Here is a 20,073-nt window from a genome sequence, read left to right as displayed (position 1 = left end):
CCCGCCGCGCCGCGGCGGCCGACACGTCGCAGGAGGGGCAGCTGCGGCATCGGTACGAGTCGGCGGCCGACCGGGCCTGTATGGCGGCGATTCGGCTCTTCCTGAACCTGCGCGATCGCCGCCGTCGGGAGCTGCTGGCGATTGCCAAAGAAGCGGCGGAGATCGGGGAGACGCCCCGGGCTCCCGTCGGCGGCGGCTGGTGGCGGGAGGTCGATTCGGACCCCGCGCCGCCGGGGTTCGTCCGGATCGGGTTCGAGCCGGGAGCCCTGCCGACGCCTCCGATCCCGGACTCGGAATCCCGGACGGAGCCGCCGACGGAACGTCCCCCGAGTGCGTCCGATCCCGAGCCAATCGCCGCCCCGACACGCTCCGAGGACGGGGCGATCCCGACCGGCTCGGAGACGCCGGGATCGTCTCCCGCCCCCCCGGCCGATCCGACGCGAGACGATCCCCGTCCGATCCCCATCGGACACGCGGCGCCGAGACGGACCGAACCCAACGCGACCGAGGAGCCGACCCGGATCTTCGTCCGTAACCGATTGGTTCCCATCCGGTTGCGGAATCAACCGCCGGCCGGGCTCGATGGCCGAGATCCGCGCACCTCTCCCGCGCCGCCGCCGTCCTCGGCGAACGGCCGGGGGCCCGATCGCACGGCGTCCGGGGGGGAGGAGCGGGGCTCGGTCCGCGTCGAGGGTCCTTGAACGTCGGGGGCGTCGGATGCTAGACTCGCGACCGAATCGGCCCTCGGGCCTTCGCGGGATGGTTGCGCGCCAAAGCCGGGCCCCGACCCGAGTCCGCCCCGATTGGACCCATCTCGATTGACCGAACGTCCTGCTCCTCAGGAGAACGTCCGCCATGTCCGTCGCCGCCAGTTCGCCCACCAAGCTCGGCGCCACCGTCCTGCTCGGCCGCGGCCTCACCCCCGGCAAGCTCCGCGGGTTGCAGCGCATCAGCAACCCCAACGGCACGCTGACCATGGTCGCCTTCGACCAGAACAGCTCGATGATCGACCTGGCCAAGAAAGGCCTGAAGGCCAAGGGAGAGGATCGCGACCCCACCTTCGAGGAGATCGTCGAGGCCAAGCTCGACCTGGTTCGCCACATGGCCCCCAAGGCCAGCGGCATCCTGATTGATGCTTATTATGGCGCATGGCCCGCCATCGCCACCGGCGCGGTTCCCCCCGACAAGGGGCTGATCGTCCGGGTGGAGAAGTCCGGCGGGCCGAAGAACAAGCGGGGGGGGCCGCTCGGTTCGATCGAGCCCGGGCTATCGGTCGAGAAGATCAAGCTGATGGGGGTCGACGTCGTCAAGCTGCTGGCCCCCTTCGAGCCGACCGAGCTGGACAGTGCCCAGCACCAGTTCGACTTCATCCAGAAGATCTACGAGGATTGCCGCAAGTTCGACATTCTCATGCTGTTGGAGCCGGTCGCCTTCCCGCTGGACGGCGAGAAGAAGACCGACCCGAGCTTCCTGAACCGGAAGGCCGAGACGGTGATCGAGTCGGCCCGCCAGCTCTCGCGTTGGTGCGACGTGTACAAGGCGGAGTTCCCGGGCACCCTCGGTCATGAGTCCGAGGAGCAGTTGCGGGATAACCTGCTGGCCCTCTCCGAGTGCAGCCAGACCCCCTGGGTGCTGCTCTCGGCCGGCGTCGACTACGCCGACTACCTGGTCCAGGTCCGCATGGCGATGGAGTGTGGCGCCTCGGGCATCCTGGGCGGCCGGGCCTTCTGGAAGGAGTACTTCCAGGAAGAGAGTCCCGAGGCCCGCTCGAAGTTCGCGGCGGAGGTTGGCGCCCGTCGGGTCGAGGAGGCCGACGCGATCGTCAAGGAGAACGGTGCCCCCTGGTTCGCCAAGTACGGTCTGACCCAGGAGGACTTCCTCCAGATCCGGGCCGCCGAGGGCTGGCACTTCCGCTACGCCCCGCACGCCGAGTCGGCGGGCGGCGCCTCGGGCCACGCCGTCCGGGCGGGAGAGGTCTACTGACCCGTTCCGACTCCGGCCCCGCTCGATCCCAGGGAGGGTCCTCGACTCCGGCCGAGGCCCCTCCCCCCCGATCGGCGAGGGTCAGTTGCCGGTGAACCCTTGCCGTTCCATGTCTCCTCGGGACGGCAAGCGGGGCTCGGGCCGCTCCTTCTCCTTCTCCGGCTTCTCTTCCCTGGGCGAGACCCGTCCCAGCCGCCCGGCCGTCTGCGGCCGGACGAAGATGGCCGAGCCCGGCTCGATGACCTCGCTCTCCTCGGTCTTCGTGTTGTACCAGAGCGCCCTGGCGGAGGTCCTCGTCCCCGGCTGGCCGACCGTCTCCTGGGAGAAGATCGTCACTGGGGCGGCCGGCGTCCCCTGCACGAAGAACCGGCCGGTGTTCGAGTCATAGGTGATCGTATCCCCCAGCAGGGTCTTCCCGTCGGACCTCCCCTGGGCCGAGCCGAAGGCCTTCAGGAAGGTCCGTTCCGGGATCCCCGGCACGGCCGGGTTGTGCACGACATAGATGGTCTCCCCGTCCAGCAGGACGGCGTCGGAAGGGGGCCGGTCGTAGTCCAGCTCCTCCCGGAACTGGGCCACCCGAGCCCGGATGGCCCTCGCGTCGCCTCGGAACTCGGCCACCCGGTAGCCGCCGTTGGCGGTTCCGAGCTGCCCCTCCAGGCCGTCGTTGAAGTCGACCCGAAGCTTGGTCAGCGGCAGGCGGGAGGCGGGCCGTCTTCCTCGATCGGCCGTCGGCAAGACCCGGGCCGAGTCGCCGTTCTCGCTGTTGTCCAGGGTGGCCACGCTCACGGTCCCGGCGCCGTCGATCCAGAAGCGGTCGGCCGGCCGGTCGAAGGTCACTGATTCTCCCTCCGCCTCCCTCAGCTCTCGGAAGGCGGCCGGATTCTCCTTTTCCCTGACTAGGGACCACAGGGAGACACGACCATTACAGATGACCGAATCGATCTCGATCCGATCCTCGTCCTCGGGCTGGCTTCGAGCAGAGTCTCCGCCGCCTCCTGGGATCGCGCGATCGAACGAGATGGGGCGGTCGAAAATGGCTTCCATCTCCCGACACACCACGCCGGAGTCACCGTGCCGCGACTTGACGTCTCCCAGGAACAGGGCCCGGGCGGGTCCGGGACGGCCATCGGGCAGGGCGAACTGGCCGTAGAAGGTCATCCGATCGGCCCAGGTCACGATCAAGGGTTCGCGGTTCTCGTCGGGGGCCTCGTCTCGCTTGGTGGAGACCTGATCGATGCGTCCCATGGCCGCCTTGTTCGTCAGGTTCCAGAGCCGGCCCGGCCCCTGGACGAAGGCGAAGTCGTAGGCCTGGTCGACGCCGAGCACCACCCGGCGGTCGGCCGAGGCCTCGGGGAACCCCTGGATGTACAGATCGTCCGAGGCCACCGTCACCGGCCTCGATTCGCCGTGGGCGTAGATCCGGAGGCGGCCCGGCCCGATGTTCTCGACATCCACACCGCTGTCCGCGTCCACGTGGAAGCCGACCTCCTTACCCGGGGCCGGATCCTGGTGGATCACCACGTTCTTGCGGAGCCTGGCCTCGCGGACCTCTCGGGTCCCCCCGTTCGAGCCGGCCAGGTCGAGTCCCGAGGCGTCGCCGACCACCTCGATCCGGGCCCAGACGAGATCCGCCTCGGCCGAGAACGGCCGGCCCGGCTCGGGCGCCTTCGCCTCGGTGCCGACCGACGCCTGGGCGTCCCCCGCCGTCCCGGAGGCCGGCCCCGAGGGGGAGGGCTCCGAGCGCTCTCCGGCTGCCTGGATGCCGGCGGTCCCTGATTGCGCGGCCATGACCGTCCGGGCGCCTGGCTGTCCCGGCCCCTGGGCGATCACGCCGCTCGGCGCCGGGGTGGCGGGGGAGTCGTCGAGGTACGTGAACACCACATCCAGCTTCTCCCGGGCGTTCAGCTCGCGACGAGACTCGGAGCGGCCGGCCTCCCCGCCTTCGGCGACCGCCGGGGCGTTGGCGTTGTCGGGGGTGACGAGGTGGACGTCCCCGAGGGCCGAGACCCACTCGATCCGGTACGACGTGCCCCCGTCCTCGGCATCCGGTTCCAAGGGGGAGGCGACCGCCGCCGCCGAGGCCGGCCGAGGCATCAGGCTGACGACCACCTTCTCACGAGCGGCGAGGGTCAGCTGCTTCGGGTCGTGCAGGATCGGCCAGCCCTGGAGGGTGATGAAGGTCCGGGAGCCCTGGTCGTCCGGCTGGGAGGGGGTGAGGTTCGTCTCGACCACCATCTCATCCCGCCAGGTCGCCGAGCGGTCGACCGGGGCGTCGCGGCCCGCCCGCATCTCCAGCAGGCCGGGTCCTCGGGCGATGACGGTGGACCTTCCCTTGCGCTCGGGGTCGCCGTGCAGGGTGGCGTCCGCGGAGAGGATCGTGACGATCTGGCCGTTGGGCTCGGCCCGCTCGAACTGGATCTGCTGCCCCGGGTCGGCCCGGAAGTAGGAGACCTCGGGCGTGTCCTCCTCGGGCTTGCGGTAGATCAGCTCGTTGCCCCGGCATCGGACCCGCTCGGCGAGCGACTCCAGCCAGACCACATGGCCGTCCACGCGAGCCTCCAGCAGCCGGAGCCCGTCCCCCGAGCCGGCCTCGGCCCCGGACGCGGTCGCGGTCGCGGTCGCCGAGGCGGCCTCGGCCTCGGTCGTCTCGACCGGGGAGGCCGGCGGCCGCAGGTCTCGGGGGACGAGCACGGCGTACAGGTGGTCGCCAGTGATCCGGTCGGGCCGCTCGGCGCCGCGCTCGATGACCACGTTGCGGGAGAACTCGGCGATCGTCGGCTGCCCCGGCGCCGGCGGGCCGACTCGGGCCGGCAGGCGAGGCCGGGGGAGCTGGAGCCGCATGGGCCCGTCGCAGGTCAGGCGGCCGGGGGTCTTGACCTGATCGGCCGGGCCCTCGCCTCCCTCGGCCGCGACGACCTGCTGGTCGGGCAGCGCGTTGCCGGGGAGCAGGCCCGAGCGGCCCACGTCCTCGGCGGTGATCTCCACCCGCTCGTTGAGGGTCACCACCTCGGCGCCGGGGAAGCCGCCGCTGGCCTCCGGCGGCCGGAGCGCGATGACCAGCCCCCTTCCGGAGACGGTGTAGCCCCCTTCGATCAGCTGCACCTGCTCCTCGCAGCGGATCTGCATCTGTTTCTCGAAGTACTCCGCGTAGGGCAGCGTGACGACCAGGTCGTCGGCCGGGTCGGGGGTGGCCTTGTCGTCGAGGATCAGGACATGCTCGTCGATCCCCTCGATCTTGGCGTGCACGACGCTCGGCTTCGGCCCGGGGGCGAGGAAGCTGAACGGCTGGTCGAAGTCGATGATCGCCCGGTCGCCCGACATTACCTTGACGCTGCCGTCCTTGTTCGACCCCCAGATGACGGCGAACGGGGCCAGGATGATCCGCTTGCGGTCGTGCTCGTCGGGGAACTCAAACGAGCTCCAGTACATCCAGTAGCCGCGTTCATTGTTGTAATACTTGGTCACATCGCTGACGGCCCCCGACGTCCAGTGGTGCTCGCCGAGGACCCGACGAGCGAGCTCGGTCGCCTTCTGGGCGCCGATCGAGTCCGAGGGGCGGAGATCGAACGTGCCGGCCCGGACCGGAGTCGGGGGCGCGACCCGGGAGGCGAGGATGGCGAAGCCCCGCTCATAGCCGAAGAAGCCGGCCAGGAGCAGCGCGAAGGTGGCCACGGTTCGGACGATTCGGGTCATGACGTCGATCCGCATCCGGTCTCGAGCATCGCCTCGGCCCTCGGCCCCGCCGTCCTCCCGGCCGGGGCGGCCCGCCGGGCCCCCTCAGCAAACGGCGGGGCGCCCGGCCCGGATGTGAGAAGATTCCGATTCTCGGGGTTGTCTGGCCGCCCCGGAGAGCCGTTCGATCCCGTCCCCGCCAGCCTCCTGGCCCGATCGCCAGGCCCCTGGCGATGGGCCGGGGTGCCTCAGCCGGGAGGAGAGGGATCCTCGCGACCGCGTCCCTCCGGCGGGGACGATCCGGGATCGTCGAGATCCGAGCGCACTAGGTTATCCCAGCGTCCCTGCGCCCGGAGGATCGCCTCGACGATGCCCCGGACGGCCCCCCGGCCGCCGGGACGGTTGCTCACCAGGTCGCAGACCGCTCGGACCTCGGGAACGGCATCTCCCGGGCAGGCCGAGAGCCCCGCGAGCCGAAGGGCCGGGAGGTCGGGCAGGTCGTCTCCCATGACGCACACCTGTCGAAACTCCAGCCCGAGCCGGGCGACCAGCTCCCGGAGCCGGGCCCCCTTGTCCCGCGCTGCCTGGATCACCGGGGAGAGCCCCAATTCGGCGGCCCTGCGCTCGACGGCCGGCGACCAGCGGCCGGAGAGGATCGCCGCCCGGTGCCCGGCCTTCCGCCAGAGCGCCAGGGCCGAGCCGTCCCGGACGAAGAACCGCTTCGTCTCGACCCCTCGGTCGTCGATCGCGATGATCCCGTCGGTGAGGACCCCGTCGACGTCGAGCACCAGCAACTCGACCTCCCGGCAGCGGGCCGCCAGGATCTCGGGGATGGCGATCGGATGGGGCATGCCGCCGTCCTCACCGCTCGAGGGCGTCGGCCTCCAGGCCGATCAGGTCCGTGATGTCCACCAGCCCCGCCAGCCGATGGCCGGGGTCGACCACCGGCAGCTCGCTCAGCTTCCGAGACCGGAGCAGCTCCACCGCCTCGGCGATCGAGGCCCCCGAGGCGACGACGATGGGGTCGCTCGTCATCGCCTCGGCGATCGGCCGGTCGAGCATCGCCTCGCGGCGCTGCTCGAACAGGCGGGCCAGGTCGCTGTCGGTGAAGATTCCGAGCAAGCGGCCTTCCTCGCCGACGACGAGCACGGCCCCGCTCCGCCTCCGGGCGCCGCCGAGCCGGACGAAGACCTCGCGCACCGTCTCGTCGGGCGGGGCCGTCCGGACGTGGGGGCCGGTCCGCATCACCTCCTCGACCCGGGTCAGCTTGCGGCCGAGACTGCCGCCAGGGTGATAGCGGAGGAAGTCCTCCGGGCGGAAGCCGCGCATTCGGCTCACGAGCAGGGCGAGGGCGTCGCCGACGGCCATCATCACGGTCGTGCTGGCCGAGGGGGCGAGGCCCAGCGGGCAGGCCTCCTCGATTGGACCCAGCGCGATGCACAGGTCGGCCTGGCGGCCGAGGGTGCTGGTCGGCCGGCTCGTGAGGGCGATCAAGCCGGCCTCCAGGCGACGGATCGCCGGGATCAGCCGGGTGACCTCCTCGGTCTCGCCGCTCTGGGAGAGGGCCAGCACGAGGTCCCCCTCCCGAATCCGGCCGAGGTCCCCGTGCACCGCGTCGGCCGGGTGGAGCGGGAAGGAGAGCGTGCCGGTCGAGGCCAAAGTCGCGGCCAGCTTCTGGCCGACCAACCCGGCCTTGCCCATGCCGGTCACGACCACGCTCCCCGGGCACTGGTGGATCCACTCCGCCGCCCGGACCAGCGCGCCGTCGAGGCGGTCGACGACGCGGCCGATGGCCTCGGCCTCGATGCGGAGCACCCCCCGGGCGAAGGCCAGCGCCTCGGCCTCCGAGCCGATCGGGGTCTCGGCGGTGACGGTGGCCATCCGGTGCCTCCTTGCACGCCGATAGGCCGGGGCGGGGACCGTGTTTCCTCCGCCCGGTCCGATCTCGACCGGGTCAGGCCGCAACCGCCCCGTCGGATCGGGAACGGAACCATAGCCCATCGCCCCTGCTCCGTCAACGCGAGTCGGGATCGCCGGGTCGGATGCCCGTTACCCAGACCATCGACCCGATCGGCTCGGCGACTTGCGTCGCTTCGCCGGAGTTCGAGGGCCGGGGGGCTTCTCGGCTGGCGGGGGAGGATCGAGGGCGGTCCGATCGGGTCAGCGTCGTCCCGGGCCCATGAAGAAGGTCGGCTCCTCCGGTCGGAGGAGTCGATCGGCCAGGGTCACCCAGGTCTCGCCGCCGTCTTCCGTCGATTCGAGCGTCAGGATGACCCAACCCCGTCCCTGGGGCCGGAGGACCGCTCGCATCGGGAAGACGCGGCCGGCCTGGCTGATCCGCTCTCCCGAGAGCTCGAGGGCCTGGTCCCGGAACTCGCCGGCAAGGCGGTGGACCTCGCCCCGGGAATCGACCCGGAGCAGGTGCCAGCGGCCGTCGGAGGGATCTCGGTAGGCCATCCCCCGGCCGGAGGTGCCCCGATAGTCGTTCCAACTCTCGACGAAGAGGCGGCTATTCTCTTCCCTTCGGACGGAGACGTGCCCGATCAGGTCATCCCCCTCCGCGTCCCAGGAGGCCCAGTTGCCCACCCAGAAATCCAGCGGGCCGCGCCCGGGGGGAGGCGGGGCCATGCGGTCGAGCAGCAGCTCGAACCGTTCGTTTCCCCGGAGCGAGGCGAGGTCCGGGTCGTTCTCGGCCCGGGTTCGGTCGTAATAGCCGGCCTCGACCGCGTCTTCCAGGGCGTCGATCGCCTCGGACGGCCTCCCGAGCCGGGCCAGGGCGCAGCCGATCCGGTAGTGGCTGCCGATCCGGTTCTGCTCGAACTCCGCGGCCCGGCGGTGAAGGTCGACCGAGGCCTCGAAGTCGCCGAGCTCGTGGGTCGCGTAGGCGAGCCGGATCCAGGCCAGGGGGTCCTCCGGATTCTCGTCGAGGAGCAGGCGATAGGCCTCCGCCGCCTTCGCGTATTCCCCCCGGAGGAAGTGCCGCTCCGCCCGCTCATCGAGCCGTTCCGGCCTGGTGTCGCCGCCCTGATCGAGGGTTGGGGACGGATCGGCCTTCCTCCTCGGGAAGAGGAGGAAGAGGGTCCCCAGGACGACGAGGACAAGGAGGGTCACGACGGCGTTCCGCACGGGAAGGCTCCTGGGATCTCCACAGAAGGGCGGGGCGATCCGCGGGGGACCGGCCGGGGGCCGGGATCGAGGGCCGGTTCACTCGTCGCGACGGCCGGCGAGATAGGAGAGCAGGTCGCGCAGGTCCCGCTCCCCGAGGGCGCCGGCGAGCCCGACCGGCATGATCGACGTGCTCACCGGGCGGATCTCCGCCACCTCGGCCCGGGGAATCGAGGTCGCCTGGGCGTCGGCCCCGACCACCCGGATCGTCTCCGGCCCCTCGGCCCGGACGATGCCGGAGAAGACCCGGCCGTCGGCCATCGCCACGGTATACGGGAGGTACTCCGGGGAGATCGCCGCGCTGGGGGCCTCGATCGCGTGGTAAAGGGCCGCCAGGTCGAGACGGCCGCCGATCGCCGACAGGTCGGGGCCGACCTCGCCGCCCTTCCCTCCGATCCGGTGGCAGGTGGCACACTTGCCGGTCTCGCCGAAGAAGACCGCTTCCCCCCGATCGGGGTCGCCGCCGAGCATCCCCTCGGGGAGGGGGGGCGGCACGGCGGGGGGCTCGATCGCCGCCGGGGCCCAGGGGAGGATCAGTTGAGCGCGGTCGAGGGGACGGCCCGGCCCTCCCGGTTCCCCGACCGAGACGCGGAGCGACGGCGGGCTGGCGCCGGCCTCGGGGCCGGTGGGCAGGGTGATGTACAGCTCCGAAGGCTCGCCGAAGGACTCGACGAGGGTTTCGGCCCGGTGCTGGTCGTCGAATTCGAGGGGGAGAAAGGCCAGCTCGGCCTCGATGGGCCGGTCGGCGGCGATCGAGAGCGGCACCTCCCCCTCGGGCAGGTCGAGCAGGGTGCGGAGGGTCAGCGTGCCGGGATGTCGCATCCGGTTGAAGGCCTCGCGGTGCTCAGCCGAGGAGAGGGTCGCGCTCTGGGACGCCTCCGGGTCGAGCTCCGGGAGCCAGCCGACCCACTCCGGGTCGTCCGAGCCCTCGGGCGTCCAGGAAACCTCGACGCCCGAAAGGTCGTAGGACGGCCGGCCGAGCGCTCCGGGCAGCTCGGGGGAGTAGGTCGCCTCGGTCGGGTGGGGATCGGTCAGCAGAACGAGCGTCCGGCCGCCATCGCGGAGCGAGACGCCGGCGATCATCAGCGATCCGGCCGGTTCCAAGGCGCCGGCCCCGGTCTGGTCCTCCAGGCGGAAGGGGATCGCTCGGCCGATGGCCGCGACGGCGTCTCCCTCGACGAGGGGGGCGTCGTAGGCGATCCGGACCTCCAGGGGCCCGGCGGGCCAGGCGAGCGGGGAGGCCGGCCGGTCGGCCGGGGCGTCGGGCCGGGGGGAGAGGGCCGCGGCCAGCAGGGGCACGAGGGCGGGCAGTCGCATGAGGCTTCGTCTCGGTCGGTTCACCGGCGGACGGTCCCCCGATCGGGGGATCCCCCCTATCATAACGGTCCCGGTTTCACCCGAACAATCGGGCCCGGCGGGGGAGGCCGGCCGGCCGGACTCCCCCCGGATGGCCGAGATCCCGATGGGAGCCCCCATGTCCGAGCCCAGGTCCGAACCCTTCCGGATCGACGAGGTCTTCCAGCGCCTGCGGGCCGCGGTGGCCGACCTGCCCCGGGCGGCGATGTTCGACCTGCGCGACCAGGGGTACGACTCCCCGTTCGAGCAGCTCGTCGGCGCCCTGATCTCGGCCCGGACCCGGGACGAGGCGACGATGGCCGCCTGCCTCCGCCTCTTCGCCGAGGCCCGGACTCCCGAGCAGCTCGCGGAGCTGGAGCCGGGCCGGTTGGTGGAGCTGCTGCGGGGGGTCGGCTTCCCGGAGGTGAAGGCGGGAGCCTTGCGGGAGATCGCCCGGCGGCTGGTCGCCGAGCACGGGGGCCGGGTGCCCGACTCGATGGCGGGGCTCATGGCCTTCCGGGGGGTCGGGCCGAAGATCGCGGCCCTGACGCTCGCCATCGGCTTCGGTCGGCCGGCGATCGCCGTGGACGTGCACGTCCACCGCATCGTGAACCGCTGGGGGTACGTCCGCACCTGCTCGCCGGAGAAGACGGCCGAGGCGCTGGCCCGGGTGCTGCCGGAACGCTACTGGATCGAGATCAACGAGCGGCTCGTCCCCTTCGGCAAGTTCCTCTGCACCGCCTCCCGGCCGCGCTGCTCGACCTGCCCGCTGCGGCCGATGTGCGAGCGGGTCGGGGTCGAGCAGTCGCGCTGATCGGCTCAAGGAGGCCCGGGGAATCCGGGGAGCGGGGAGGGAGCGGGGGCTCCCTCTCGGATCAGGTAGCCGGTGTCGGCGTCGAGGTCTTCCAGACGATCGACCCGGCCGGAGGGCCATCGGATCTCGACCGAGTCGATGCGGTCGGCCGTTCCCAGGCCGAAGTGCAGGCGGCCGTCGTGGGCCGACTGGTAACTTCCTCCCCCTTGCCGCCAGGAGACCTGCCGTCTCCCGCCGGCCTCGAGCGTGACCCGGGCGCCAACGCCGTCCCGGTTCGACTCGGTCCCCTCCAGCCGGAAGGTGACGAAACGGCCCCCCGCGGTGCGATTCCGGAGCAGCGCGACGGGGGAATCCAGGGGGACGAGCACGCCGTCGACTCGGCCGTCGTTGTCGAGGTCGCCCAGGGCCAGCGCCCGGCCGACTCGGGGGGTCGTGAAGGAGGGGCCGGCCTGCTCGGTGACGTCGACAAGGCGGCGGCCATCGCCAGCGAGGAGCTGGGCGGGCATGGCGTAGGGGAAGTCGGGGCGATAGTCGTTGACGTGGCCGTTGGCGACGGCCAGATCGAGGAATCCATCGTTGTCGAAGTCGAGGAAGCCCATCCCGAAGCCGAGCAGGAAGCGGCTGGCGATCCCCAGGCCGCTGGGCTCGGTCTGGTCGACGAAGATCCCTCGGCCGAGGTTGCGGTAGAGGGTCGTGCTCTCGCCGTAAAGGTTCGTGACGGCCAGCTCGGGGAGGGCGTCGCCGTCGAGGTCGCCGAAGGCGATCCCCATGCTCCCCTCGAACCCTCCCGAGGCGTTGGCCGCCAGGCCGGCGGGCATCCCGACCTCCTCGAACCGCAGGCCGCCGAGGTTTCGGAAGAGGAAATTGGCGGTCGCGTCGTTGGCGACGTAGAGATCGACCAGGGTGTCGCCGTCCACGTCGGCCGCCACCACGCCCAGCCCTCGGCCGTCTCGGTCGACGATCCCGGCCTCCTCGGTCACGTCCACGAATCGGTCTCCGTCGTTGCGATAGAGGCGATCCGCTTCGGCGGGGACGACCAGCGGGGCGCAGTAGACGGGCTCGAACGTCTCGGGGTGGGCGCAGGGCCTTGGCCGCTCCGGATCCCAGGCGACGTAGTGGCAGACGTAGAGGTCGAGGTCGCCGTCGAGGTCCAGGTCGGCGAAGGCGGCCGAGGTCGGCCAGCCTCGGTCGCCGCCGAGCCCGAATGCGTCGGTGGCGTCGGAGAAGGTGCCGTCGCCGTCATTGAGGAAGAGGGCGTAGGAGCGCCATCGGGTGAGGAACAGATCGGGGTCGCCGTCATTGTCGATGTCGCCGACGGCGACGCCGTGGCCATAACCCCGGGAGAGCCCGGCGAGGCCGCTGGGGCCGGTCACGTCCTCGAACGAGGCGTCTCCGAGGTTGCGGAAGAGGCGGTCGCCATCGTTCGGCCGAGCGGAGTCGGGGGGGAAGGGACCGCCCTGGACGAGGTAGACATCAAGCAGGCCATCGCCGTCGCAGTCGAGCAGGCCGACGCCGCCCCCCATCGTCTCGGGCATCTGGCGGTTTGGCGACTTGCCGCTGTCGTACGAGAACCGGAGGCCGGCTCGCCCGGCCTCGTCGGCGAACGAGGGGAGGAAGGAGGGGAGGGAGGTCTCGGGGGCAAGGGGAGCGGCTCCCGGAGCCAGGTCGGAGAGGTCGAAGGCCGCTGTCTCGGTTTCGACCGCCGCGATCTCGGCCCCGAGCCGGGCGAGGGCCCGGGCCGGCTCGGGGTCGTCGGGGGCGTACGATTGGTGCAGGCGCCACCACGCGGCGGCCTCTTGACGACGGCCGAGGGCCTCGGCGGTCCGGGCCAGCTCGGCGGCTCGGCCGGGGCTGGTCCCCCGGCCGATCAGCCCGCGGTATGTCTCGAAGGCGAGGTCGAGTTCAGACTTGCGCCGGCGAAGCTCGGCCGCGCGGTCGAGCTGGCCCGTCGCGACGGCCAGGCCGATCAGCCGCTCCAGGGCGGACTGGTTGCTCGGCTCGAGCTCGATCCAGCGTTCGAGGACCGCCCGCTCGGCGTCGGGATCGCCTCGCTTCGAGGCGAACCAGGCACGGACGGCCAGGGCCCGAGACCGGGAGAGTCCCCCGGGCCCGAGCCGGCGCAGGGCCGCCCGGGCGCCGTCGAGGTCGTCGGTGGCGATCGCCAGCGAGAGCCGGGAGCGGGCGGTGGCGGGATCGTCGGGGAGGAGGCGGTCGCAGGCGTCGAGCAGTCGGGCGGCCTCGTCGTGCGCTCCCGATCGGATGGCGAGGTTGGCTCGCGCCAGCAGCACTCGGGGATCGTTGGGGGAGGCTCGGGACGCCTTCACCAGCGCGGCCCGGGTTGTCTCCAGGGGATAGGGGGCGGCGTCGAGCTGCCAGAGCTCGACCAGGTTCCGGGTCGGGTCGGGTTCGGCGTCCAGGCCGTCGAGGAGCCAGTCGCGGTACTCGTCGAGCCGTCCTTCGAGGTAGAGGAGCAGGGCGAAGACCGTCCGGGCCATCTCCTCGTGAGGGCCGGGGACTCGGAGCGCGGCGAGGGCGCGATCCTCGGCCTCTTGGTAGCGGCCGGCGGCGATCGCGATCGAGGCCTGGCGCGTGGCCGCCTCGCCGAAGGAAGGGGAATGCTCGGGGACTCGGGCCCAGGCGTCCCGGGCGGCGGCGGGCCGGCCCATCGCCTGCTCGCAGAGGCCGAGCAGATAGAGCGTCTCTCCGTGGCGGGGGCGGTGGTCCGCCAGCCGGGAGAGCCGGTCTCGGGCCGAGTCGATCGCGCCGGCCGAGTACTCCGCTCGGGCGGCGGCCAGCCCGGTGCGGAACCGCCATTCCTGCCAGCCCCACCCCGCGGCGACCAGAGGCAGTGCGGCCAGGACGAGTCGGGCGATCGCCCGGCCCAGCCCCCGCCATCGCGACGGGGTCTGATCGTCGGCGGTCGTCCTCCGGGTCATGATGCCGAGCCCCCGGTCCTGGTGCCGATCCTCCCCGGTCCCCCGGCCCTCCCCGGCGGCGTTGGAGCCGCCGCCGGGGGCGGGGGGACCGCCGGAACCTCATCAACCGCGATGGATGCGAACGCCGGCTTCTTCCAGCTTCGCCAGCTGCTCCTCGGGAACCTTCAGCGACCCGAGGTACAGCTCCAGATACGGGGCGAACCGCTTCGGGCCGGCGGCGTCCTCGGCCGCCCAGGAGATGAGCGGCGAGAGGTCATCGACCGGGTTCCCCTGGAGGAAGAGCATCCTCAGGTCGGTCTGGGAGGCGAGCGGCGAGAGATCCTCGATCCGGTTGTCGCGCAGGTCAAGGGTCGAGATCCGAGCCACCTCCCTCAGAGGAGAGAGGTCGGCGATCGCGTTCCCGTCCAGGTAGAGCGAGGAGAGATGCGTCAGGCCCGAGAGGGGGCTAATGTCCTCGATCCGGTTGCCGGAGAGGTAGAGCGACCGCAGGTTGACCAGGTTCGCCAGCGGGGCGATCGACTCGACGGCGTTGCCGCTCAGCTCCAGGTATTGGAGCTTCTCCAGGTTGGCGAGAGGGGCGATGTCCTCGATCCGGTTGCCGGAGAGATCGAGCGACTGAAGGTTCTTCAGGCCCTTGAGCGGGGAGAGGTCGGCGATGGCGTTCCGCTTCAGGTCGATCAGGGCGAGGTTCGGGCAGCGTTCCAGGCCGGTCAGGTCGCGGATGTCCTGCGCCGGGGCCTCGAGGAAGTAGAGGTCGCGGAGCGCCTCGTCGTCGAGGGCGGCGTCCGGGGCTCGCTTCAGGGCCTTGCGGACGGCGGCCTCGAGCTTCGCATCGGGGAACGGCCCCTCGGCCGAGGCGGGGGGGGCGGCGAGGGCGGTCGAGAGGCCGAGAGTGGTCGCGAGCGCCAGCGGCGCCAGGGCGGGCACGACGCGTCGGCTCATGGTGAGGGTCCTCGGAGTGGAAACGACAGCGACATTGAGATCGGCCCCGGAAGGCCGGGGGCCGCCGGGGGGCCTCGCCTGACGATCATCGCCGAGGCCGGCGCCCCGGATACCCTCTACCGTGCCCACCGGGGACGCGACGATCAAGGGCGCGACGAGACGATCGGCCGGACCCAGCGGCCCGGGTCCTTGACACGACCGGACGCCGGCCGGATAGTCGCGCCGGTCGTCGCGCGGAGGCTCCGAGGCCCGGCGTTCGGGCTGTCGGACGCGCCGAGCCGGGCGGTCGATGCCGGGGAGGACCGGATCCCGGCGCGATCGGCCCCGATGCCGGAGTCGATCCCATGAGCCGACCCACCCCCGAGCCGATCGAACCGGGCCTCCTGCCCGAGCTGGCCAGGGCCGTGATGCGGTCCGCGAGGTTCCCGATGCTCGCCACGATCGACGGCGACCGGCCCCGGGTGCGTCCGGTCTCCCCCGTCCGGACGGACGGCTTCACGGTCGACATCGCCAATCTGAAAGACTACCACAAGACCGGAGAGATCGCCGCCAACCCGCATGTTGAACTGTGCTACATGGACGATCGTCACGATCAGGTGAGGATCGCCGGCACGGCGGAGGTGCTCGAGGACCGGGCCCTGTTGCAGGAGATCTGGGACGCCAATCCGCTGCTGCGGAGGTATCTCGGCTCGATCGACAACCCGAGCCTGATCGTCTACCGGGTCCGTCCCGAACGGGTTCGCTTCATGAGGGAGTGGGCGCTGGAGTACCATGAGGTGCCGATCGACGAGGGCCGGTGACCGACCTCGACGGCTCTCCCCAGCAGGCTCCCCCTCCCGCCATGACGCGACTCGGACTGATCTCGGATGTGCACGGCGACCCGGTCGGCCTGGAGCTGGCCTGGTCCCATCTGATGGTGATGGGGGCCGACCTCATCGTCTGCGCCGGGGACCTGGTGGGTTACGGCCCCTTCCCCGACCGGGTGCTGGCGTTCGTGACGGATCGCCGGATCCCCTCGATTCGGGGGAACCACGATCGATGGGCGCTGGAGCGAGGCCCCGGCGAGCCGGACGAGTTCGGGGGAGGGACCCCGGCTCCGGAAACGCTGGAAGACCTCCGGGCGCTGGAGCCGAGCCTGGTGCTGGAGCGAGAGGGGAAGGTCGTGGTCGTGGTCCACGGCTCTCCCCGGGGGGACATGGAATTCATCACCCCCAGGAGCCACCCTCCCCGGATCCTCGATGCGCTGCTGGCCACCCTGGGGGCCGACGTGCTGGTGCACGGCCACACCCACCGGCCGATGTGGTACCGGTCGGCCTCGGGAGGGCTGGTGGTCAACCCGGGGTCGATCGTCTCGGTCCCGGTGGTGGAAAGCTCGCGCAGCTTCGCGATGCTCGACCTGAAGGCAATGGCGGTGACGTTCCACGACGTGGAGAGCGGCCGATTGCTGGAGGTCTCCCCGTGGCCGGGTTCAGAGTGACCGGGACGGATCGACCGGACGGGATCGAGCCCCCCCGACCGGGTCCTCAGCGGGAGGGGGCCTTCAGCGCGGAGGCGGGCAACAGCTCTCGGAGGGACTTGGGCAGGGGGAAGGTCACGTCTTCCTCTCGGACCGTCTCCTCGCACATCGAGGCGCCGAATCGATCCTGGAGCAGGGTGATGCACTCCTGCACGACATCCTCCGGGGCGCTGGCGCCGGCGGTGATGAGCACGCGATCGACCCCGTCGAACCACTCGTCCCGGATCTCGGCGGCGCTGTCGATCAAATGGGCCGGGCGGCCGAGGTCGAGGGCCAGCTCGGCCAGCCTCCGGCTGTTCGAGCTGTTCTGGCTCCCCAGAACGAGGACGAGATCCGCCTTCGTGGCCAGCTTGCGGACGGCATCCTGGCGATTCTGTGTCGCGTAGCAGATGTCATCCTTGGGAGGATTGGCGATCTGGGGGAACTTCTTGCGCAGGGCGGCGATGATGACGTTGGCGTCGTCGACGCTCAGGGTCGTTTGCGTGAGATAGGCGATCTTCTCGGGGTTGATCTCCAGCCGTTCGACGTCCTCGACCGACTCGACGAGGATCATCTGCTCGGGGGCCTCCCCCATGGTGCCGATCACCTCGTCGTGCCCCTCGTGGCCGATGAGGATGATGGTGTAGCCGAGCCGGGCATACTTGACCGCCTCCAGATGCACCTTCGTGACCAGGGGACAGGTGGCGTCGATCGCCCGGAGCCCGCGCGCTTTCGCCTCGGCTCGGATTTGAGGGGAGACGCCATGGGCGCTGTAGAGGACCGGGGAGCCCTGGGGAACTTCGGTCAGCGCCTCCACGAAGACCACGCCGCGGTCTCGGAACCGCTCGACGACGTGCTTGTTGTGCACGATCTCGTGGTAGACGTAAAGCGGGGGGCCAAACAGATTCAGGGCCCGCTCCAGGCTCTCGATGGCCATGTTCACGCCCGCGCAGAAGCCTCGGGGGTTGGCCAGGACGATCTTCATCGCGGCGCGTACCTCGCTCGGGTCCGGAGATCCTTCGCCTCTACTGTATTCGAGGAGGGGGCGGGAGGGAAGGCGGGAGGGGGAGCCATCGGCGGCTGGCTGACGCCGGTCGGCGGGCGTTCGGGGAGGGGAGGGATCATGCCGAACCGACCGAGGCAGGGACGGGAGCGATGGGGCTGGCGGTTCGACCGTCGCCGAGGTCAGTCGGCCTCCACTCGGATCGCGCCGTTGGCGGTGCGCAGCGCGACGCGGCGGGAGGGCTCGGTGGAATGGGAAACCAGGGCGGCGGCCACGTCGTCTTCGCGGCGGACCAGGGGGAAGTCGGAGTCGACCTGACCGTTGCGGGAGTCGGCGTCGATGCGGACGTCGGACCCCACGGGGAGGCGAAGGGTGACCGAACCGTTGCGGGAGATGAGGCGGGAGGAGCCGGGGGCGAGGGAGCCCTCGAACACGATCGCGCCGTTGGACGTCTCGGCGGAGACGAGGGCGTCGGTCGCCTCGCAGCGGATCGAGCCGTTGGTTGACTGGAGGACGATGGGCCCGGCGGCGTCCTCGACCTCGATCCGGCCGTTGGTGGTCTTCGCGGCGATCGAACCGACGACGTCTTTGATCCGAACGCGACCGTTGCCGGCGAGGATCCGGACCTGGGCGTCGGCGGGGACCTTCAGCCGGATCGTGGCGCGGCCGGACCAGCCCTCGGGGGCGGCGTGGCGGTCGACCCGGACGCGGACGGCATCGCCGAGGCGATCGACGACCGGGCGGATCAGGCGGAGGGAGCGGCGGGCCTCCTCCTCGGAGGGGCCGTCGGCCGAGGCCTCGACGCGGTAGGAAACCTCTCCCGGAGCACCCCTTCCGATCTCGATGGAGCCGTCGACGGACTCGACCGCGACGCGGGGGGATGCGCCGACCTCGACACGATCCTCGAAGACCTCGCGGACCTCGACCGAGTCGGCCGTGCCGCCCGACTTCAGCGCGATCCCGATGCCGAGCACGGCGAGGAAGGCGATCACGCCGACCGGCTTCTCCCGCTTCGGCCGGGACGGCCTGGGGGCCGGGGAGGGAGACGCCGGCTTCGGCCCGGACGGAGGGGCGGCCGGCATCTCATCCAAGAATCGAATCCCGTCCGTGCTGCATCGCCGCGTGCGGCACATCGCCTCGGCCCTCCCGTCGTCCGGTGATCGCGTCACGTTCGTCTCGGCAGGCCGACGCCCCGGGGACGGGGCTGATCGGCGTCTCTGAGAGGTCTTCGATCCGGGCGCCGGGATATTGATCGCGGGCCGCTCTGCCCGTCCCAAGGGGGGGCGACGGGACGGGGAGAAGCGAGGAGAGGAGAAGCGACATGGCGACTCAGGGCGATTCGGCGGGAACGTCGGCGGCGGGGGCGGGGTCCTCTTCGACCGTCGCTCCGCCGTCGTCGCCAGCGACGGCCGGGGCGGCCTCGTCCGGGCCGGGTTGGGGGATCAGGACGAGGGAGGCGAGGAAGGCCGCGAGGGAGATCGACACGGCGATGCAGGGGATGAGCCAGAAGGATCGCCAGTCGGTCGTGCGGGTGACCGACGGGTCGTCGACCAGGGCCGCACCCACCACGTCCTCCACACTGGCCGGCTTCTCCCGGGTGAAGTACTGGTTCAGCCAGCCGCCTCCCTCGGTGCCGAGGTACATGCCGAGGCCGTAGACGACAACGCCGAAGAGGGCCTGGGCGCTGGCCCGGATGGAGGGGTCGGAGAGCTTCTCGACGTGGATGAAGCCGGCGGCGAAGTAGAAGTCGAAGCAGAGGCCGTGCAGGGCCACTCCGGCGAGGACCAGCGGGAAGTACTTGCCGGTCGACGCCGCGGTGAAGAAGGCGAACCGCAACGCCCAGGCCGTGACGCCGACGGTCAGGACGACGGGCATGCCCACTTCGCGGATGAACCAGGGGAGCGAGAGCATGAAGAAGATCTCAACCGCCTGGCCGATGGTCATGATCGGGCCGACGTTCTGCGACTTCACCCCCGCCCGTTGTTCGATGAACAGGGCGGCGAAGGCGAAGTAGATGCCCATGGCCATGGCGATGACGAGCGTGACCCCGAAGAAGACCGCCGAGCTGGGCTCGGCGAGCATGCCGATGGCCTGGAGGAACGGCAGAGCCCCGGCCTCGGTGGCCTTCGGGGGCGTGTCGGGCAGCAGGAAGGCGAACACCCCGAGGATGAACGACAGGGTCGCCGCCAGCAGCAGCGGCGTGTTGTCGACCGGCCGATCGGGCTTCAGGAGCAGCTTCAGCGAGAGCCCGGCGAGGATCCAGCCGATGGTGCCGAAGACCCGGACGTAGGGGAAGTAGTCGGCGTTGGCGTGCTCGAAGTAGATCGAGTTGACCAGGGTCAGCGTCGGCGAATAGACCAGCGCGTAGGCCAGCGCCGCCGCGAAGAACGCTCCCGGCTTGCGCATCTGGGACATGACGATCAGCAGGATCCCGCCGGTCAGGTGCGACAGCCCGATCACCACCTCGGTGTTGAGGTACTTGTCGGCCACCGTCCCCAGGATCATCGGCGAGATGATCGCGCCGATGGCCATCGTGCCATAAATCCGGCCGATCGAGGGCCGGCTGAAGCCGAGGGCGTTGAGATAGTTGCCCAGGACCACATACCAGGCCCCCCAGATCGCGAACTCCAGGAAATGGAGGATCGAGAAGGGGATGAAGTTGCTCAGCGAGAGGCCGGCGGCGGCGTCGGCCTGCTGGGCAAGGAGCAGGAAGCTGTCGTATCCCATG

At 71.2% G+C, this 20,073-nt stretch carries 14 protein-coding genes; 4 read left to right on the top strand and 10 right to left on the bottom strand.

Annotation, left to right across the window (positions count from 1 at the left end):
* The first annotated feature begins 855 nt into the window (after nucleotides 1-855).
* Nucleotides 856-1,983 (top strand): tagatose 1,6-diphosphate aldolase, encoded by a 1,128-nt coding sequence (locus TsocGM_RS19760; RefSeq protein ID WP_126727188.1) that lies wholly within the window; start codon nucleotides 856-858, stop codon nucleotides 1,981-1,983.
* 81 nt (nucleotides 1,984-2,064) lie between these two features.
* On the opposite strand, the gene TsocGM_RS19755 is transcribed toward TsocGM_RS19760, so the two are convergent.
* The 5 genes from TsocGM_RS19755 to TsocGM_RS19735 all read right to left on the bottom strand — a co-directional run bounded on the left by TsocGM_RS19755 (nucleotide 2,065) and on the right by TsocGM_RS19735 (nucleotide 10,137).
* Entirely contained in the window at nucleotides 2,065-5,676 is a 3,612-nt protein-coding gene (locus TsocGM_RS19755; protein ID WP_126727187.1) for a hypothetical protein, read from the bottom strand.
* A 227-nt stretch (nucleotides 5,677-5,903) separates the two neighbouring features.
* Nucleotides 5,904-6,506, bottom strand: coding sequence for a KdsC family phosphatase (locus TsocGM_RS19750; protein ID WP_126727186.1), 603 nt, complete (start codon nucleotides 6,504-6,506; stop codon nucleotides 5,904-5,906).
* 10 nt (nucleotides 6,507-6,516) lie between these two features.
* Nucleotides 6,517-7,536, bottom strand: a complete 1,020-nt coding sequence (locus TsocGM_RS19745) for a KpsF/GutQ family sugar-phosphate isomerase (protein WP_126727185.1) — start codon at nucleotides 7,534-7,536, stop codon at nucleotides 6,517-6,519.
* Nucleotides 7,537-7,815: 279 nt separating this feature from the next.
* Nucleotides 7,816-8,781 (bottom strand): TPR end-of-group domain-containing protein, encoded by a 966-nt coding sequence (locus TsocGM_RS19740; protein WP_158633641.1) that lies wholly within the window; start codon nucleotides 8,779-8,781, stop codon nucleotides 7,816-7,818.
* Between the two features lie 78 nt (nucleotides 8,782-8,859).
* Nucleotides 8,860-10,137: a c-type cytochrome gene (locus TsocGM_RS19735; protein WP_126727183.1), complete on the bottom strand. Its 1,278-nt coding sequence runs from the start codon at nucleotides 10,135-10,137 to the stop codon at nucleotides 8,860-8,862.
* A gap of 157 nt (nucleotides 10,138-10,294) precedes the next feature.
* Between TsocGM_RS19735 and TsocGM_RS19730 the strand changes: the two genes are divergently transcribed.
* On the top strand, nucleotides 10,295-10,969 hold the full coding sequence (locus TsocGM_RS19730) for an endonuclease III domain-containing protein (protein ID WP_126727182.1): 675 nt from the start codon (nucleotides 10,295-10,297) through the stop codon (nucleotides 10,967-10,969).
* A 5-nt stretch (nucleotides 10,970-10,974) separates the two neighbouring features.
* Here TsocGM_RS19730 and TsocGM_RS19725 read toward each other — a convergent pair whose 3' ends face one another.
* Entirely contained in the window at nucleotides 10,975-13,905 is a 2,931-nt protein-coding gene (locus TsocGM_RS19725) for an FG-GAP-like repeat-containing protein (protein ID WP_126727181.1), read from the bottom strand.
* A gap of 102 nt (nucleotides 13,906-14,007) precedes the next feature.
* Nucleotides 14,008-14,847, bottom strand: a complete 840-nt coding sequence (locus TsocGM_RS19720) for a leucine-rich repeat domain-containing protein (protein WP_126727180.1) — start codon at nucleotides 14,845-14,847, stop codon at nucleotides 14,008-14,010.
* A 344-nt stretch (nucleotides 14,848-15,191) separates the two neighbouring features.
* Here TsocGM_RS19720 and TsocGM_RS19715 point away from each other — a divergent pair, with 344 nt between their 5' ends.
* Both TsocGM_RS19715 and TsocGM_RS19710 read left to right on the top strand, forming a co-directional pair.
* The gene (locus TsocGM_RS19715; protein WP_126727179.1) at nucleotides 15,192-15,647 is read left to right on the top strand and encodes a pyridoxamine 5'-phosphate oxidase family protein; all 456 of its coding nucleotides are present in this window, start codon (nucleotides 15,192-15,194) and stop codon (nucleotides 15,645-15,647) included.
* Nucleotides 15,644-16,324, top strand: coding sequence for a metallophosphoesterase family protein (locus TsocGM_RS19710; protein ID WP_233579047.1), 681 nt, complete (start codon nucleotides 15,644-15,646; stop codon nucleotides 16,322-16,324). Before TsocGM_RS19715 ends, TsocGM_RS19710 begins: the two co-directional genes overlap by 4 nt.
* Nucleotides 16,325-16,370: 46 nt before the next feature.
* On the opposite strand, the gene ispH is transcribed toward TsocGM_RS19710, so the two are convergent.
* The 3 genes from ispH to TsocGM_RS19695 form a co-directional block, all read right to left on the bottom strand.
* Complete coding sequence (gene ispH, locus TsocGM_RS19705) at nucleotides 16,371-17,327, bottom strand: 4-hydroxy-3-methylbut-2-enyl diphosphate reductase (RefSeq protein ID WP_126727178.1); 957 nt, start codon at nucleotides 17,325-17,327, stop codon at nucleotides 16,371-16,373.
* Between the two features lie 200 nt (nucleotides 17,328-17,527).
* Nucleotides 17,528-18,427 (bottom strand): DUF4097 family beta strand repeat-containing protein, encoded by a 900-nt coding sequence (locus TsocGM_RS19700; protein ID WP_233579048.1) that lies wholly within the window; start codon nucleotides 18,425-18,427, stop codon nucleotides 17,528-17,530.
* A gap of 247 nt (nucleotides 18,428-18,674) precedes the next feature.
* Nucleotides 18,675-20,072 (bottom strand): MFS transporter, encoded by a 1,398-nt coding sequence (locus tag TsocGM_RS19695; protein ID WP_126727176.1) that lies wholly within the window; start codon nucleotides 20,070-20,072, stop codon nucleotides 18,675-18,677.
* Between the last annotated feature and the right edge of the window lies 1 nt (nucleotide 20,073).

It is taken from the genome of Tautonia sociabilis, assembly GCF_003977685.1.
GTDB classification, from domain to species: Bacteria; Planctomycetota; Planctomycetia; order Isosphaerales; family Isosphaeraceae; genus Tautonia; species Tautonia sociabilis.
Note: the sequence above shows the minus strand (reverse complement) of the source record. Positions and strands in the feature narration are given on the sequence as shown.

Coding starts and splice junctions, on each gene's coding strand:
- TsocGM_RS19760 (WP_126727188.1), top strand. CDS start 856: ATGTCCGTCGCCGCCAGTTCGCCCACCAAGCTCGGCGCCACCGTCCTG.
- TsocGM_RS19755 (WP_126727187.1), bottom strand. CDS start 5,676: ATGACCCGAATCGTCCGAACCGTGGCCACCTTCGCGCTGCTCCTGGCC.
- TsocGM_RS19750 (WP_126727186.1), bottom strand. CDS start 6,506: ATGCCCCATCCGATCGCCATCCCCGAGATCCTGGCGGCCCGCTGCCGG.
- TsocGM_RS19745 (WP_126727185.1), bottom strand. CDS start 7,536: ATGGCCACCGTCACCGCCGAGACCCCGATCGGCTCGGAGGCCGAGGCG.
- TsocGM_RS19735 (WP_126727183.1), bottom strand. CDS start 10,137: ATGCGACTGCCCGCCCTCGTGCCCCTGCTGGCCGCGGCCCTCTCCCCC.
- TsocGM_RS19730 (WP_126727182.1), top strand. CDS start 10,295: ATGTCCGAGCCCAGGTCCGAACCCTTCCGGATCGACGAGGTCTTCCAG.
- TsocGM_RS19725 (WP_126727181.1), bottom strand. CDS start 13,905: ATGACCCGGAGGACGACCGCCGACGATCAGACCCCGTCGCGATGGCGG.
- TsocGM_RS19720 (WP_126727180.1), bottom strand. CDS start 14,847: ATGAGCCGACGCGTCGTGCCCGCCCTGGCGCCGCTGGCGCTCGCGACC.
- TsocGM_RS19715 (WP_126727179.1), top strand. CDS start 15,192: ATGAGCCGACCCACCCCCGAGCCGATCGAACCGGGCCTCCTGCCCGAG.
- ispH (WP_126727178.1), bottom strand. CDS start 17,327: ATGAAGATCGTCCTGGCCAACCCCCGAGGCTTCTGCGCGGGCGTGAAC.
- TsocGM_RS19700 (WP_233579048.1), bottom strand. CDS start 18,427: ATGCCGGCCGCCCCTCCGTCCGGGCCGAAGCCGGCGTCTCCCTCCCCG.
- TsocGM_RS19695 (WP_126727176.1), bottom strand. CDS start 20,072: ATGGGATACGACAGCTTCCTGCTCCTTGCCCAGCAGGCCGACGCCGCC.